Below are 17,272 nucleotides of genomic sequence, written 5' to 3'. Positions count from 1 at the left end.
ATTGCTAACGGCGGCTGAATGGACACCTTATTTCCTTTTGAGCATATGCTGTCTGAGATTAATTCATATGGTTACTTAGTGATAGCACTGGGCAAAAGGCAAAACAGCCTTGATGACAAATTCTTAAATAAGGCCAGAAATAGCATGCTCCCTCACGTCATTGATTGGATTAGAGCACAATTTGCGAATCTGCTCAGTGAATTTTACCAAAGCGCAAATCTGCAAAAAATCGCTATTGCAGGTCAATTCTGGGATGGCGCGCAACTTTTTGCTACAGCAAACTATAAGCTTGATTGGCAATTAAAAGATAAGCAAAGCAATTTTAAAGGAATGATTATGAACGTATCAAAACTTAAACGGCTTTTATGGGCCACATTTTTTGCTACAGCTGCAGCCAGCGCAAACGCAGAACCATTAACCCAAGTCAGCGTGGCACAGGGCAAACTTGAAGGCACGGCCCAGCAAAACTTAGCCGTATTTAAAGGCGTGCCCTTTGCTAAACCACCGGTTGGAGAGTTGCGCTGGAAAGCCCCTCAACCTGCCGAAAAATGGCAAGGTGTGCTTAAAGCACAAGCGTATGCCCCTGCCCCAATTCAAGCAGGCGATCCCGTATCTGGGAGCAGTGAAGATAGTTTATATCTGAATATTTGGACGCCCGCGCAATCAAATAATGAAAAGCTCCCGGTGCTCGTTTGGATCTACGGTGGTGGCTTTAGCTTTGGCAGTTCATCAGATCCTATTTTTGATGGTAGCGAACTTGCCAATAAAGGCGTGATAGTAGTGTCTATTGCTTATCGCGTTGGTCAATTAGGTTTTTTAGCCCATCCTGAACTTAATAAGGAAAGCCCAGTTGGCGTATCAGGTAATTATGGGTTGCTCGACCAACTAGCCGCCTTAAAGTGGCTTAAACAAAACATTAGTGAGTTTGGTGGTGATGCAAATAATCTTACCATTGCGGGTGAATCTGCGGGCGGCATTTCGGTTAGCATGCTTGCCGCCTCACCGTTAGCTAAAGGGTTATTTAACAAAGTTATCTCGCAAAGTGGTGGTTCATTTGGTCCTACTCGCATTAAGAACTACCCCGGTGAAAACATGTCAACCTTACAACAGGCTCAAACAGAAGGTTTCGACTATGTAAAACAGTTTGGCACAAGCTCCATTGCACAACTGCGAAAAATGAGCGCAAAAACTTTTATACCAAAAGGCTGGTCACTTCCCGGTGGTTGGCCCATTGTTGACGGCTATGTGATAAAAGACGACCAATATAAGCTCTATCAGCAAGGCAAGTTTAATGATGTACCTGCTTTAATTGGTTATAACTCGGATGAAGGCGTCAGCTTTGTGTGGGACCCTGATGTTAATAATTTTGTTGATGGAGTAAAGACTCGCTTCGGTCAATTTGCGCCAAGTTTACTTGAGGCTTACCCTGTTGCAAAAAACAGCATCCCTCGCAGCGCCCGTAATCTGGTGCGTGATGCTGCCTTTGGTTGGCATACTTGGAGCTGGGCTAAGTTACAAACTGAACATGGAAGAGCCCCTGTTTATTTATATTACTTTGATCACCATCCTGAGCGTAAACTTGGCGGCAAAGATGAAGATCATGGCTCTGGCCACGGTCATGAAATAGCCTATATGTTTAAAAACCTTAATAAAGCAGATCCGAATGTAACTAAAAATGATTTAAAAATGTCAGATATAATGGCAACCTACTGGACTAACTTTGCCAAAAATGGCAATCCAAATGACGATGCATTACCAAATTGGCCTGCTTTTAATAATGACAAACCCAGCACTATGTATTTTCAACAGCAACCAAAAGTCGGCCCAGTGCCCGACAAACAAGCGCTAGAAACACTTGATCAGTATTTTAAATGGCGCCGCACACCAGCCGGTGAAAAATGGGCTAACCAAGTTCGTTAGTCTGCAGCTATCCAAATAAAAGCCAAATTAATATTTGGCTTTTATTTACATGCCTCCCCTTTAGTAACGCCTCTTTCAGCCGATAAGTATGATTAAATCACATTATAAAGAGCCATGATGCAGATACATAAACCACTGGGACAGCCAATTGCGTCACCATCAGAGTCTACGGTAAAAAGTAACGATACTACTGGCTATCGTTTATCAGAAAAAGAGTTAGACAATATATCAGGCCGGGAAACTAAAGAGAAAGCAGAAAAAGAGGCCAATTCAGATATGCCCGATCACATCGCTAAAATGATCGAACAGCTGAAAAAAATCAAAGAACAGATTGAACAACAAAAAGAGCAACTCGAAAAGTTAAAAGCGCTAGATAACCAGCAAGATGAAGCTGTTAAAGCACAAGTCGAAGCGCAAACTAATATGATTGTATCAATGCAAGCTCAAATGGGTTCGTTAGTTCAAACCATCGCTGAAGCGATGAAAGAAGCTGGTATTACCGACACAGGTGCACTTGTCAGTGCCATGGTGTGATCAACTGAAATCGCGATTAGTTGTTACTATTGTAGTACTGCTCATATTCTATTATTAGCAATCGTGTTTTTAGCTATACTTAAATAAGCGCAATATCAACAATTAGGCATAATTATGAGTTATAAAAACTGGCCAATCGCTAGGCAGATTGGTGCACTCGTATTTCCTTGCTACAGCAATTTTTACTGACAAAAGTAAATCGGCCATTAAAATGCCTTCTGCTACCAGGCGCAATAAGCTTTGCAATTTAATCACCAAAATAATTAGTGATTGTTTAATCGATAGATTTTTAGTTAAAGGAACCGCTTTTTATTTGTAGATACTTTTCGATAGTTTTATCTTTCTTATCTGATGCAAGCACTTCATCTAAAGATTTCTGAATTTTTGTTATCATTTCATCTGATGTTTTTTTATTAGCTATCATGTAATAGCCACCTTCGTTCGACAGTAAATAGGCTTTTTCAATTGCTGACTGATCATAGCCCAGCGTTTTCATTTGATAGGCTAAATCTAATGGATCTCCAGGGATCAGATCTGTCCTTTTTTTAAATAAAGCTTTTAATATTTGTTCTGAATTAACAGTAACATAGTAGTCTATATTTTCTTGAAAGTGATTACGTTTAAGGAATTGCTCAACTGAACCGCCCATCAGCACACTAGTTTTATATTGTTTGATATCTGCGATTTTGTTGATCTGTATATCAGATCGGGAATTTAATTTATACAGATATACCTCTCTGGTGTGCAAAGGGCCAATCCATTTATACATATTTTCGAGCTCAGGAATGCGAGCTACTGTAAAAAGCAAAGTGTTAGGAGTTTGTTGGACAGTGTATAAAGCGCGCTTAAAAGGATAAACTAACAGTTTGTATTTGATGTTCGCTTTTTGCAGCGCGGCTTCTACTAACTCTGTGCTAATACCAACTAGCTTACCACCTTTGTTAAAATTATAAGGTGGCCAGTCGTTCAACAAAATTGTAAGTTCAGGCTCTGGATCCTGAGCATTTGCATTTATATTTGACAATAAACTCAATAATAAAATCATTCTTAATATCATGAGGCTTCCTATTCCTGTGCCTGCTTCTATCTATAAAAAGCGCTATTTTTTAAGTTTATTTTATAATTATCTTTGGCTTTACCTTACATATTAGCAGCCTACGCTAACATTACACTTGGTTCACTGTATCTTACAATTATGGACAATCAAATTGTACCTTTGCTGCGTCACCTTACACTAATTAAATTAGCGACAACAGCTTAAAATACAACCACCTTTTATATTGAGCGAATCGCTTAACTTTGGCAGTTTGTTAAAAAATACTAAATGTACAGGCCGCGAGTGCACTTTATTAATGATGGCAATAACACGACTATTCAAATGTAAGTTCATAAAATTAAAACGCACGCTACATACACATAAAAAAGCCACTATCGAAACAGTGGCTTGGTGAGAGTCGAACGCTTATTTACATTTACTTTGGTTCGCGTAAATGGAAAATTTGGCACTTGTTACCTAAATCAGGTTGTTGTGCAAAATTAGTTTTATCTGCAAGGCCACAATCACTTAAACCCAGTGCTTGCTTTGTGTAACGGTTGATCAACATCACGCCGCCACCTTCAACAGGGGTTATACGCCATTGTGCTGTTTTAGTTTCGCACGAAGCCATTTCAACGTTAGCGCCAGGCACTAAAGCATTGTTTGCCACAGCAGCGCAATAATCGCTATCTAGGTCTTGCTTTAAAGCAACGTAACCTGTGTCTGTTGGCGCAAAGAACCATTGTTGGGCGTCGCTGTGAGTAAACGCTTGTTGCTCAACATTAGTACCTGCTTTAACAGCTCCTGCTACACTCAATGCTTTACCACTTTGTTGGCTCATTACCGCGACACTGCCTACAGGCTGTAACTGCCAATCAGCACATGCAGTATCTTTACCTTGTTGTAAAACCGCTTGATTTTGCGCGGCTGAACACCCTGCTACGGCTAATGGTTTTTCAGTGTAGCGATTCGTAATGGTGACATTTCCATCAGTGCTTGGGGCAACTTTCCATTGTTGGCAAAAGTTGTTACGCCATGCCGCAGATTGTGTTTTCGCATTATCAGCATCACTGCAATTAGCCAGCTCTAAAAACTTGCTGTCTTCACGATTTGCTAAACGTACAAAACCATCTGTGGTGGCATCAATCACCCATTGACCATTGGTGCTTGCACATTGGCGTTGCACGGCACGCGCATCTTGAGGATCCGCTGCAATATCTAAACATAAACCGCTGGTTGCATTAACTAAGTTATAACGCTGACCTTGCACACGAGTTACAAGTGGCCCGTATTCACCTGATGGTGGAGCCACTTCAACACCCGGTGTAACAGGTTTTGCAAAGTTTGGCGTGCCATCCTTATTCCAAGTAAATTTTTGCGCACGTAAAGAACGTGTGGCACTACAACCGTGTTCTACTGAGTCATTGCCATGGTATACCAGCCAGTCTTCACTGCCATCGGGTGAGGTAAAAAAGCCATTATGGCCTGGGCCAAATACTTCATCAGTACGTTCAAATACCGGCTCGTCAAACTTCTTCCAGCTGTTTGCATCAAGCGGATCATCACCTACAAGTTCTAACATCCCTAACTTGTAGTCTGGGGTGTTACAAAAGCTTGCTGAGTAAGTCATAAACGTGCGACCGTTATGCTGTAAAATCTCAGCGCCTTCGGTAACTTTACGGCCACTGATCTCCCAATCGAGTTCAGGACGTGTGATCACCGTGTGCGGTGAATTCTTTTTCAATGTCCACGGGTTTTCCATTTCAGCAATAATGTTTAACTGTTGATCTCCTTGCCACTGTGAGTAGATCACATACAGTTTGTCTTTATAGTTTAGGTAGTTACCATCGATATTCCATACATCAGGCATGAGTGCGCCTTTGTATTCATACGGACCCATTGGGTCGTCACCGGCACTTTCTAATACATTAAGATGTTGGTTATCTAAAGTACCATCAGTCCCTGCTGTATACATCATGTACCAACGGTAGCCGTCAGGGCCTTTAACACGATGAAATTCAAACGCCCAAAAGTTACAACAACGCGCAGGATCGGTCGCTGACCATACATTTACTGGGGTTGCATCGGCAAGTCCTGCTAAAGTAGGTGATTTACGCATCACCAATTCAGATGTCCATGTTGTCGTCGTTAGGTAATAGTTACCATCCCAGTACTCAAGCCATGGATCGGCACCATTAGGAAATAATGGATTAGTGAATACGCCATCATCTTGCGTGGGTGCTTTTGCGCTCGCGATTGGTGCTGCATCTTGTGTTTGTTGTGTGTCTGCGCGGGTTGTAGATTCACACCCTGTAAGTGAGCTTAATGACAAAGCGAATAAACCTACAAGGCCTGTTGCTTTAGCAGTACGCTTTAATTTAGTGCGCAAGTGATGTTGTGCATTCATTGTTGTTATCACCCTTAGTTATTATAACAAACCCGCTATTGGGGTTTAATTTTATAGAAAACAGTTTTGAGTTGAGCTGTTGCGCCTCAACCTGTGTTAATTTTTTACCTGCGCTAAGTAGCTGGGCTGAACTGAAGTTACTAAAGCTTAAGTCAATATCTAACGTAATAGCTTTATCCTGCGCATTAATACCTGCAACATACCAGTTGCAGCGAGAACGTCTCGCCATCACCACATGCTTACCTGGGCTGCCTTGCAAGAGCCTTGTTTCATCCCACAGAGTAGGCAGCGATTTCAAATAAGCTTTTACTGGTTCTGAAACTTTCGTCATTTGCTCAGGCGTTGTCACTAAGTGCTGTACCCCAGATGTAAATAAAATCGGCAGCGCGAGCTCAAAGGCATTATTGGTTTTGCGTTCAATATTAGGAATATCACCAAGTACCATAGGTGTAAAATCCATTGGATCAAACACGTTCCGAGTAAACACTAAGGTCGCTGCATGCTGCGCTTCTTTATCGGCAAATGCTTGAAAAAAGCTTATCATCTCAAAGCCTTTTACTGCTTCGGAGGTCATTAGATTAGGATAAGTTCGCTGCAAGCCCCTTGGCAAAGTGGTGCCATGAAAATTGACCATTAACTGATGTGCTGCTGCGTCTTTCAGCATAGCTTCGTAATAGGCCATCACAGATGAACCATCACCCGGGAAGAAGTCGACTTTAATGCCTTTAATTCCCATAGCTTGAAGTTTTGCAAAATGTTTAATGCGATCAGCACGCGTTAGTAATGCACTTTTAGGAGAATAAACCGTGTTATTCCACGCGCCTGATGAGTTATACCAAACCCATAAATCAACATTTTTTTGCTTAGCATAGGCTGCCAACTGCTGCATTTTCTCCCAGCCTATTTTTTGATCCCAATCCGCATCAATCAATACATATTGCCAGTGCATATCTGCTGCATAATCAATGAACTGTTTTTGCACAGGAAAGGTTGTAAAGTCATCCTTTAATAACCCCCAACTCCAAGCAGCAATCCCCGGTTTAACAAAATCAGTGTTAGTTAGCTGGTTTGGTCGTGCTAAGTCAGTCCCTAAAGTAGACTCAGTAACCGTTTGCAACGTGCCAATTACCAATAAACGCCAAGGCGATAACAGCGGCAGTGTATGCTCTGGTAAATAGCCACCATTAGAAGTAACTTCACGCTGATCAGGAAAACGAACCTTAAACTGCCCTTGGCTATTATTGGTTAAATTAGTACCACTGTAATAGTCTTCACCACCAGCTTCTGAGATTAAAATATACTGCTCTTGGTGCTTAAATAATGCCGGATACACCCAGCCATTATTGGTTATTGCAGGGGTCGTTAATGCTGTCGCTTGTAAATATTCTTCTTCATAAGAAGGGTTAGTGTTCATCCAGCCAGATTGCGCTTGCGCTTTAGGCTGTAACCACGCAACGGTTTCACTTGGGAAGTTAAAACCCGTTTGTTCACTCATAACGACCCGCGTATCCGAGGACTCCCCATCTAACTCGTAGCGAAAAGCAACCCCATCGTTGCTCACTTGAAAGCGAACATTCAATGTTTCGTGTTGCTGATTAGTCACGCTTACAACCGTACTGTTAGCCTGGTAATCAACAAACTGTTGCTTACCAGTAAAAAGCTGGTAGCTATCATTCACTGTCGGCTGTTGTTTAACAGCTAATAATCTAAGCTTTTTAGTAAAATCGGTATTATTAAGCGTGATACCTAATAAAGATGGCTCAATTACTTTATCGCTACCTGACTGTACTTGATAACTTAACTGCCCTTGCTCATCTAAATCAACCAATACGGCTAACTGCTGATCTGGGCTATGAATAGTCGCAACCTCAGTCGCTTGCGCCACAGTTGTTATCACTAAGGCTGCAAACAGCAGCCCTATTTGATTAACGAAGTGCATTACTTAGTGCCAAACTCATACACGATACGCGTTGAATAAACCTCACCTGGCAACAGTGTTGTAGTTGGGAATGTAGGCTGATTAGGCGCATCAGGAAAGTGCTGTGGCTCTAGGCAAAAACCACTTCTTAATTTATGTACTAAACCAGAGGCTTGCTTACTGCTTCCATCTAAAAAGTTACCTGAGTAAAACTGTACCGCAGGTTCTTCGGTATACACAGTTAGGGTTCGACCTGAGCTTGGCTCATAAACGTTAGCTGCTTCAATCAAATCATGATTAGGTTTGTTTTTCAGCACAAAGTTATGGTCATAACCTTTACCAAGCTTCAGCTGCTCATCATCCACATTAATTTCTTTACCAATTGCTTTTGGATTTCTAAAATCAAACGGTGTACCCGCCACTTGCATTAACTCACCCGTTGGGATCAAACCGCCATCCACAGGGGTGATTGCGTTTGAGTTGATTTGCATTTGATGATCGAGAATATCGCCCTTACCGGCTAAGTTAAAATAACTGTGCTGGGTCATATTGATGATGGTTGGCTTATTTGTTTTTGCCACAAACTGCATATCAAGGGTATTTTTGTTGGTCAATGTATAGGTGACTTGTGTGGTCAGCTCACCAGGATAACCTTGGTCACCATCAGGACTTACGAGGCTTAGTGTTACACCAGCACTGTTTTGCGTGCTAAATGGCACCATATTCCAGACTTTCTTATCAAAGCCTTGCACACCACCGTGTAAATGGTTAGCACCATCGTTAGTTGCTAACTGATAATCCGTGCCGTTTAAGCTAAATTTACCATTAGCAATACGGTTACCAAATCTGCCAATGATCGCGCCAAAGTATGTGGTTGCATTAGTGTAATCTTCTAAATTATCCATACCTAAAACAATATTACCCATGTTGCCATTGCTGTCTGGCGTTTCGATACGGGTAATAATGCCGCCATAATTGATCACATCAACGCTCACGCCATTACTATTGGTTAGGGTAACTTGGTTGATCGGAGTTTGGTCTGCCAGCTTGCCATAAGCGTGCAGTAATGCAGAAGGTGAATTGGTCATATTGTCTCCTTGGTGAGCACACGCGGGGGTTAAAGCAATCCCAAAGGACACTGCTATTGCAAAGATACCGCGAGATAATTTTTTAATCGATGTTGACGACTGATGAACCGCTGTTAGGCGCTGAGTTACACATTGCAATGACATGACAATAACCTTATTATAATTGCATTTATACTTTTATAATACAATATAGTGATCGATTGCAAATTTATTCGCCTAACTTTTTAGTTGTATTTTGCCGTCTTTGACTAAAATGCAGTCCATACCACCAGCCTGAGCTGCTTGATAGCCTATTTGCGTGTCTTCAAACACCACACAATTTTGTGGTTGAATGTTTATTTGTTTGGCTACGCTTAAAAAAGTTTCTGGGTGTGGTTTACCGTGGCGAACATCACTGGCAGTAACTAATGCGTCTATTTTATCGATTAACCCTGTTTGAGTTAGATGCTCAATGGCATGCGCACGGTCCGCGCCAGTACCTACCCCAATAGGCATTTTGCCATGGTAATAGTTTAATACATCGACTGTCTCAGTAATGATTTCTGGCTGATGGTTTAAGCCTAACCAAAATTGGTGTTTTTGCTTGGCAACTTCATCAGGATCATGACTAAGTCCATATTTTTCATTGAGAATATCAACAGTGGCAAGTGTTGGTACGCCACCTAAACTATACATATAGTCATAGTCAAACGGATAACCTAATGCATGGCAGGTCAGCTCCCATGCTTGTAAATGAGAGCCCATCGAATCGATAAGCGTGCCATCCATATCAAAAATAATGCCTTGGTATTTTGTGAGATCGAGCATGTGTACTCCAAAGTCTTAGAAAACAAAAGCCAACTTTACTATAAAGTTGGCTTATTTAGTTAACTTAGATCACTGCTGTTATAGGTGATTAAAGCCCACGTTTTAACATGTAATACGCTGCATTGTGGCGTAGCTCTGTTTTGAAACCACGGATGCTGGTATCAGCATCGATAATCATGGTTTCAACACCTGCCATTTCAGCAAAATCAACAATCATATCGGTGGTAACAGCTTGGCTGTACGCAGTGTGGTGCGCACCACCGGCATGGATCCACGCAGCAGACGCCACTGATAGATTCGGTTTTGGTTCCCACAATGCTGATGCAACTGGTAAATGCGGTAACTCAGCCGGTGGCGTTACTGTATCTACTTCGTTGATCAAAATACGGAAACGATTACCCATATCAATTGGCGAAACGTTAATTGCCGCACCGGCTTTAGCAGTAAACAATAAACGACCCACATCACATTTCACCCCAATGGTGTGAGTGTGAACTTCAAGGCGTGGTTTTTGCGCTGCAATCGATGGACATACTTCTAACATGTGAGCACCTAGTACTTGGTCGGTATCACCCATGTTATACGTGTAATCTTCCATAAATGAACAACCGCCTTCACGGCCTTCACCCATTACTTTCATGATGCGTACCATAGCGGCTGTTTTCCAGTCGCCTTCACCGCCATAGCCATAGCCTTTAGCCATTAAGCGCTGCGTTGCAAGTCCTGGTAAACCTGATAAACCAGACAAGTCTTCAAAACAGTTAGTGAATGCTTTAAAGCCACCTTTTTCTAAAAAGCGTTCCATACCAAGCTCTAAACGCGCTTCGTTGCGTAGCATCGATACTTTGTAGTCATCTTGCAACGTTTCATCGCTGATCACATAGTCAGTTTTGTATACTTCAAGCTGGGCATCGACTTCAGCATCTGTCACGGTATCAACAACTTTAACGAGCTCAGCTACACCAAAGGCGTGTACTTCATAACCAAAAGTGATTTGTGCTGATACTTTGTTACCTTCTGTAACCGCAACTTGGCGCATGTTATCGCCAAAACGTGCCACTTTAAGTGTTTGGCTCTCAGCCCACCCTTTAGCAGCGCGGCACCAATCATCAATTTGCTTTTGCACGTCAGCACGTTGCCAGTGACCTGCCACTACTTTACGCTCTTTGCGCATTACAGTACCAATAAAACCAAACTCACGATCACCATGCGCACTTTGGTGGGTGTTCATGTAATTCATATCAATTTCAGACCACGGTAACGCGGCATTAAATTGTGTATGAAGGTGTAACCATGGCTTACGTAATTCGTTTAAACCGGCAATCCACATTTTTGCTGGTGAGAATGTATGCATCCACAATACTAAACCCACACAGTTAGGATCAGTGTTTGCTGCTTGGCAAACCGCATGAATTTCTTCAGGTGTTTTTACCGTTGGCTTACAGACTAAGTTAACCGGTAAATTTGCTTCGCTATTTAAACCAGCAACAATTGCAGCGCTATTATCTGCAACGGTGTTTAACACTTTTGGGCCATATAAATGTTGTGACCCAGTTACAAACCAAACTTCTTTCATTGACGACGGCATATATAAATTCCTCTTGTACTTGTTAGCCACGGTTACTTTGGCCGTAGTAGGCATCTTTACCGTGTTTTCTTAAATAATGTTTATCCATCACAGACTTCTTAAGCGCACCTGCATTTTGATCAAGCGTGCGAGTTAAGTAAGCCATGCGAGCAATTTCTTCTAGCAGTGCTGCGTGATACACAGATTGCGCTGCATCTTTACCCCACGTAAACGGTGCATGTCCTGCCACAATCACCATTGGTGCTGCTTTTGGGTCGCGGTCTTTATAAGCATCAGTAATTTGAATACCTGTCTCAAGCTCATAATCGCCATTTACTTGCGCATCGGTAAGCTCACGTGTACAGGTAATGTCACCGTGCACATAATCAGCGTGCGTTGTCCCAAAGCATGGAATACTCTGCTTTGCTTGTGCCCATGCTGTTGCGTAAGTTGAATGAGTATGCGTTACGCCACCAATGTCATTAAAATGACGATACAAGTGAATATGAGTTTTGGTATCAGAAGATGGACGCATACTGCCCTCAACAATGTTGTTTTGTAAATCAACAATTACCATGTCTTCTGCTTTCATTTGGTCATACGAAACACCACTTGGTTTAATCGCAATCACGCCTTTGTCGCGGTCAATTTGCGATACATTACCAAAGGTGTAAATCACCAAACCACGACGTTGTAATTCCATGTTAGCTTCAAATACTTCACGCTTTAACTCTGTGTAGCTCATGATTTTGCTCCATCAACATACTGTGCTAACGCTTGATAGTTAGCATAGAGTTCGTTATAAACCGCAACCCGCTCTGGGTTAGGTAAATACTGATGACATACAGCAGAAGCCATAACTTGCTGAGCATCCGCCACTGTTGCATATTCGCCCGCTGCCACAGCAGCCATAATTGCAGCACCAAGCGCACAGCTTTGCTCGCTTTCAAGTACGTCAATTGGGCAATTCCATACATCAGCACAGGTTTGCATTACGTAATCTGATTTTTTTGAAATGCCGCCAATTACCACTACTGAATCAATCGGCACGCCTTCATTTTCAAAGCGTTCGGTGATCGCACGAGCGCCAAAGGCCGTCGCCTCAACTAATGCTTTAAAGAACTGCGGCGCGTCAGTGCCCATTTTCATGCCCGTCATGGCCATTGCTACGCTTTGATCTGCATCAGGTGTGCGACGACCGTTGACCCAGTCAAGTGCTGTTACATCAGTATTTTTAACCGGTAACGCACTGGCAGCTTTTGATAAATCAACTAAAATTGAGTCTTCAATTTTGTTGATCAAGCTTTGTTCAACGTCGTTTAAATTTGCTAACTGGCGAGTTGGCCACAGCATTAGGTTTTTAAACCATGCGTATAAATCGCCAAACGCAGATTGCCCCGCTTCAAGGCCAATCATGCCTGGGATCACTGAGCCATCTACTTGACCACAGATACCTTTAACACAGGTATCGCCAAGTTGCTGTTTTGAAGTAACAGTAATATCACAAGTTGAAGTACCCATTACTTTAGTTAAAACACCTGGACGCACATTGGCAGCAACTGCCCCCATGTGACAGTCAAACGCACCGTAACCTACAACTACATTCTGTGATAAACCAAGTTTATCAGCCCATTGCGCTGTTAATTTACCAGCGACTTGGTCACTTGGTTGGGTTGCTGCATTAAGCGTATCAACCACACCATCTAATAATGGGTCAATATTGCTGAAGAAACTATTTGGTGGGAAACCACCCCATTGCTCATTCCACATTTGTTTGTGGCCCGTTGCACAGCGTCCCAGTGTTAATACTTCTGGGTGAGTGGTGCCACACATCAATGCCGTCATCCAATCACAATGCTCAACCCATGAGTAAGTTGCCGCTTTGACAGCCGCATCATCTCTAAAGATATGTAAGGCTTTAGCCCAGTACCATTCTGATGAATAGATACCGCCCATGTGTGAAAGATAATTAACCTCGTTATTGGTCGCGGCTTTGGTGATCTCATTCGCTTCTTTAATCGACGTATGGTCTTTCCAAAGAATGAACATCGCATTAGGGTTTTCAGCAAATTCTTCAGTCAGCGCTAAAGGCGTACCTTGGTTATTAATCGCCACCGGTGTTGAACCCGTGGTATCAAAACTCATACCGATCACTTTATCCGCAGTTCCCGCAGGTACTTGTTGCCATAGACCATTAACGACCTCAATCAAGCTGTCGATGTAGTCTTGTGGATGCTGGCGAAATTGATCTTTACTTGGGTCGCAATATAAACCTTGCGCCCAACGCGGATAATTCACTAAATGGCTAGCCAGCTCTTTACCTGTGGTTACATCAACAAGCAGTGCTCTTACTGAGTCTGAGCCATAATCTAATCCCAATGTATAACGAGACATAAATACCTTTCACTAATTGGATACTAACAATGTTAGTCATTACTGTTATTTGTATGATAATATCAATAATGACAGGTTGTAAAGGTATTATAAAAATATTATTAACAGATTTATTCTGCGATATTCGTGACTCCCTTGCCTTTAAATTGACACTTTGCAGTCAATAAGGGTTAAACCTTGTTCAAAACAATGCTTAAAGTAATGCTAAAAGCCATTAATTTATTTTGTATCATAAGAATAGGATGCCTATGTCTAGCCAATTAGAACAATTAAAAACCATGACCACTGTGGTTGCTGATACCGGTGATTTTGAAGCAATCGATCAATATAAGCCGCAAGATGCCACTACCAATCCGTCGTTATTGCTCAATGCCATTAAAATTGAAAAATACCGTCCATTGGCTGTAGCAGCCGTTGCTTGGGCTAAGCAACAAACAAGTGACAATGCACAGGTGATCAGCAAAGCTGCTGACAAACTATCGGTACTAATTGGTGCAAATTTAATGGCTCAAGTGCCAGGGTTAGTGTCTACCGAAGTAGATGCTCGTTTATCGTTTGACACTCAAGCAACTATTGATAAAGCCCTTGAGCTTGTTGCGCTCTATAAAGAGCAAGATATTGATACCTCGCGCGTGTTGATCAAAGTGGCGTCTACATGGGAAGGTATTCAAGCAGCAAAAGTACTCGAGCAACAAGGTATTCGCTGTAACCTAACGTTGGTGTTTGCATTTGCTCAAGCTCGTGCGTGTGCTGAAGCAGGTGCTTATTTAATCTCGCCTTTTGTTGGTCGTATTCTTGATTGGTATAAAGCAAACCAAACTGATAGCGATTTTAGCGGTGCTAATGATCCAGGCGTACAGTCTGTTGCACATATTTATAACTTCTTCAAAAAGCACGATTATAAAACCATCGTTATGGGTGCAAGCTTTAGAAACATCAGCGAAATCCAATTACTGGCAGGTTGTGATAGATTAACTATCAGCCCAGGGCTATTATCAGAACTAGCCGCAACAGATGCCCCATTAGCGCGTCAACTGACTGCTGCTACTGAAACAGTTGCCCCGCCAACGCCTATGACTGAGCAAGCATTTCGCTGGGAAATGAATCAAGATGCCATGGCCACTGAAAAACTAAGCCAAGGTATTCGCCAATTTGCAATTGACCAAGAAAAACTAGAAGCCATTCTAGCTGAGCTGATCTAAGCTTCAGTCGTTATATAAAATCAATTCTGCAAATAAAAAAGCCCGCTGATTTAATTAAATCAGCGGGCTTTTTGTTCAGGTAAATTTTTAACCCAAGTTCAAAACAATTAAGCGTCTAGTAACGCATTAGCCTTAGCAACTAGGTTACTCACAGTAAAGCCAAAGTATTCAAGCAGAACTGGTCCTGGCGCTGACTCACCAAAGGTAGTCATACCTAGTACATCGCCATCTTGGCCAACATATTTATACCAAAAATCGCTATGTGCAGCTTCTACCGCAATTTTAGCAACACCAACAGGTAATACACTCTGGCGATAGGCTTTATCTTGCAAGTCAAACTGATTGGTTGATAGCATAGAAACAACGCGAACTTGCTTGCCTTGAGCTGTTAGTTCAGCTGCCGCATTAACCGCTAATTCAACTTCAGAGCCAGTCGCCATTATGATTAGATCTGGTGTTTGCTCCGATTCAACTAAGGTATAGCCACCTTTTGCAACATTCGCTAATTGCTCTTTTGCACGTGGCATTGCTTTAGTGCCTTGGCGGCTAAAGATCAACGCACTAGGTCCTGCTTCATTGATTAACGCTTGACGCCACGCAACGGCAGTTTCAACCTCATCACATGGGCGCCAAGTCGACATATTTGGCGTCATACGCAAATTAGCAATTTGTTCAATTGGCTGATGGGTCGGGCCATCTTCACCTTGACCAATTGAATCATGGGTATACACAAAAATACTGTGTGCTTTCATTAATGCCGCCATACGCACAGCATTACGCGCGTATTCCATAAACATTAAGAAAGTTGCACCAAATGGGATAAAGCCGCCATGCAGCGCAATACCATTCATTATCGCGCTCATGCCAAACTCGCGTACGCCATAAAATACATAGTTACCGGCAGCATCATCTTGCAAGCCTTTCGCGTCAGGCCATAAAGTTAAGTTGGAACCGGCTAAATCAGCGGAGCCTCCCATAAGTTCAGGCAAATGCTCAGCAAAGAAGGTAATGGCATTTTGTGATGATTTACGGGTTGCGATGTTTTGCATATCTTCTTGGCACTTGGCAATGTACTGATCAGCAATTTCTGCAAAGTTGCTCGGTAATGATTTAGCCGTTACACGGCGGTTAAATTCTTTACTCAGCTCTGGGTGTGCTTTGCTGTAAGCGGCAAAGGTTTGTTGCCATGCGCTTTCTAAATCTTGGCCTTTGGCTTGGCCATTCCACTCATTGTATAGATCTTGAGGAATTTCAAACGCTGGATGTGGCCAATTTAGTTGCTCACGAACCGCTGCAATTTCATCATTACCCAGTGGTGAACCGTGACAATCATGACTACCCGATTTATTGGGCGAACCAAAACCAATCACCGTTTTACAACAGATAAGCGTTGGCTGATCTGGGTTAGCTTGCGCAGCTTCAATAGCACTGGCAATCGAGGCTATATCGTGACCATCAACGCCACTAATAACCTGCCAACCGTATGATTCAAAGCGTTTTGGGGTATCGTCAGTAAACCAGCCTTCTACTTCGCCATCAATTGAGATGCCATTGTCATCCCAAAAAGCGATGAGTTTACCTAACTTTAATGTACCTGCTAATGAACATGCTTCATGAGAGATACCTTCCATCAAACAACCATCACCTAAAAAGCAGTAAGTGAAGTGATCAACAATATCAAAGTGTGGTTTATTAAATTGTCCAGCTAAGGTTTTTTCAGCAATTGCCATACCAACCGCATTGGCAATACCAGCACCAAGTGGCCCTGTAGTTGTTTCAACCCCAGGTGTATAACCATACTCTGGGTGACCCGGCGTTTTAGAATGCAGTTGGCGAAACTGTTTAATGTCTTCAATACTGACATCATAACCACTTAAATGTAGTAATGCGTACTGCAACATAGAGCCATGGCCGTTTGACAACACAAAACGGTCGCGGTTAGGCCAATCAGGATTCAATGGATTGTGGCGGTGGAAGTTTTGCCAAAGAACAGCAGCAATATCGGCCATCCCCATTGGTGCACCTGGGTGACCTGAATTAGCTTTTTGAACGGCATCGACAGCAAGCATACGGATTGCATTTGCAGATTGAGAACTGGGCAGAGTCATCTGTTACTATTTCCTGTTAATATTATATTATAAATAATATCTCAAAATGTAATATAAATAGCAATCAGAAATCGCCCGAACTCGCTAAAAACAGTTCTTCAGCACATACAAATGCAGCTCTGCAAATCATTTACCTAGAACTTAACGATTTTTTGCACAAAAAACAGACCGTGAGGGTAAATGAAAAACCATGAAATAATTTGTAACTCGTGCTTAGCACGTTAAGCATATCGTCGCCGTAAACATCAGTAGTGTGGCTTGTAGGAGATCGCTTTAGCGCCGAATAGTGAT

The 17,272-nt window shown here is 42.4% G+C and carries 12 protein-coding genes; 3 read left to right on the top strand and 9 right to left on the bottom strand.

What is annotated here, in order from left to right; genetic code table 11:
* Positions 1-18: 18 nt before the first annotated feature.
* Together H5186_RS12765 and H5186_RS12760 are read left to right on the top strand one after the other, a co-directional pair.
* Positions 19-1,920, top strand: coding sequence for a carboxylesterase/lipase family protein (locus H5186_RS12765; protein ID WP_259400329.1), 1,902 nt, complete (start codon positions 19-21; stop codon positions 1,918-1,920).
* A gap of 114 nt (positions 1,921-2,034) precedes the next feature.
* Entirely contained in the window at positions 2,035-2,454 is a 420-nt protein-coding gene (locus tag H5186_RS12760; RefSeq protein ID WP_259397091.1) for a hypothetical protein, read from the top strand.
* Positions 2,455-2,743: 289 nt separating this feature from the next.
* Here the strand turns inward: H5186_RS12760 and H5186_RS12755 are convergent, their stop codons facing one another.
* The 8 genes from H5186_RS12755 to H5186_RS12720 all read right to left on the bottom strand — a co-directional run bounded on the left by H5186_RS12755 (position 2,744) and on the right by H5186_RS12720 (position 13,671).
* Positions 2,744-3,511 (bottom strand): ABC transporter substrate-binding protein, encoded by a 768-nt coding sequence (locus tag H5186_RS12755; RefSeq protein WP_182717785.1) that lies wholly within the window; start codon positions 3,509-3,511, stop codon positions 2,744-2,746.
* Between the two features lie 415 nt (positions 3,512-3,926).
* Positions 3,927-5,897: an RICIN domain-containing protein gene (locus tag H5186_RS12750; RefSeq protein ID WP_182794544.1), complete on the bottom strand. Its 1,971-nt coding sequence runs from the start codon at positions 5,895-5,897 to the stop codon at positions 3,927-3,929.
* Positions 5,869-7,836, bottom strand: a complete 1,968-nt coding sequence (locus H5186_RS12745) for a glycoside hydrolase family 97 protein (protein ID WP_182739560.1) — start codon at positions 7,834-7,836, stop codon at positions 5,869-5,871. Before H5186_RS12745 ends, H5186_RS12750 begins: the two co-directional genes overlap by 29 nt.
* Positions 7,836-8,903, bottom strand: a complete 1,068-nt coding sequence (locus H5186_RS12740) for an aldose epimerase family protein (RefSeq protein WP_259400328.1) — start codon at positions 8,901-8,903, stop codon at positions 7,836-7,838. The genes H5186_RS12745 and H5186_RS12740 overlap by 1 nt, the downstream gene beginning before the upstream one ends.
* 216 nt (positions 8,904-9,119) lie before the next feature.
* Positions 9,120-9,710, bottom strand: coding sequence for an HAD family phosphatase (locus H5186_RS12735; RefSeq protein WP_182717781.1), 591 nt, complete (start codon positions 9,708-9,710; stop codon positions 9,120-9,122).
* A gap of 88 nt (positions 9,711-9,798) precedes the next feature.
* A complete protein-coding gene (gene araA / locus H5186_RS12730; RefSeq protein ID WP_182784223.1) occupies positions 9,799-11,298 on the bottom strand; it encodes an L-arabinose isomerase in 1,500 nt (499 codons plus the stop codon).
* 22 nt (positions 11,299-11,320) lie between these two features.
* Positions 11,321-12,022, bottom strand: a complete 702-nt coding sequence (locus H5186_RS12725) for an L-ribulose-5-phosphate 4-epimerase (RefSeq protein WP_182717779.1) — start codon at positions 12,020-12,022, stop codon at positions 11,321-11,323.
* Positions 12,019-13,671, bottom strand: a complete 1,653-nt coding sequence (locus tag H5186_RS12720; protein ID WP_182794542.1) for a ribulokinase — start codon at positions 13,669-13,671, stop codon at positions 12,019-12,021. The genes H5186_RS12725 and H5186_RS12720 overlap by 4 nt, the downstream gene beginning before the upstream one ends.
* A gap of 248 nt (positions 13,672-13,919) precedes the next feature.
* On the opposite strand from H5186_RS12720, the gene tal reads away from it, so the two are divergent.
* On the top strand, positions 13,920-14,873 hold the full coding sequence (gene tal / locus H5186_RS12715; protein ID WP_182794541.1) for a transaldolase: 954 nt from the start codon (positions 13,920-13,922) through the stop codon (positions 14,871-14,873).
* 107 nt (positions 14,874-14,980) lie between these two features.
* On the opposite strand, the gene tkt is transcribed toward tal, so the two are convergent.
* A complete protein-coding gene (tkt, locus tag H5186_RS12710) occupies positions 14,981-16,981 on the bottom strand; it encodes a transketolase (protein WP_182794540.1) in 2,001 nt (666 codons plus the stop codon).
* Positions 16,982-17,272: the final 291 nt, after the last annotated feature.

The organism is Pseudoalteromonas sp. SG41-2 (assembly GCF_014164535.1).
In the GTDB taxonomy this organism is placed as follows: Bacteria; Pseudomonadota; Gammaproteobacteria; order Enterobacterales; family Alteromonadaceae; genus Pseudoalteromonas; species Pseudoalteromonas rhizosphaerae.
This window is presented reverse-complemented; position numbering and strand designations above follow the sequence as displayed.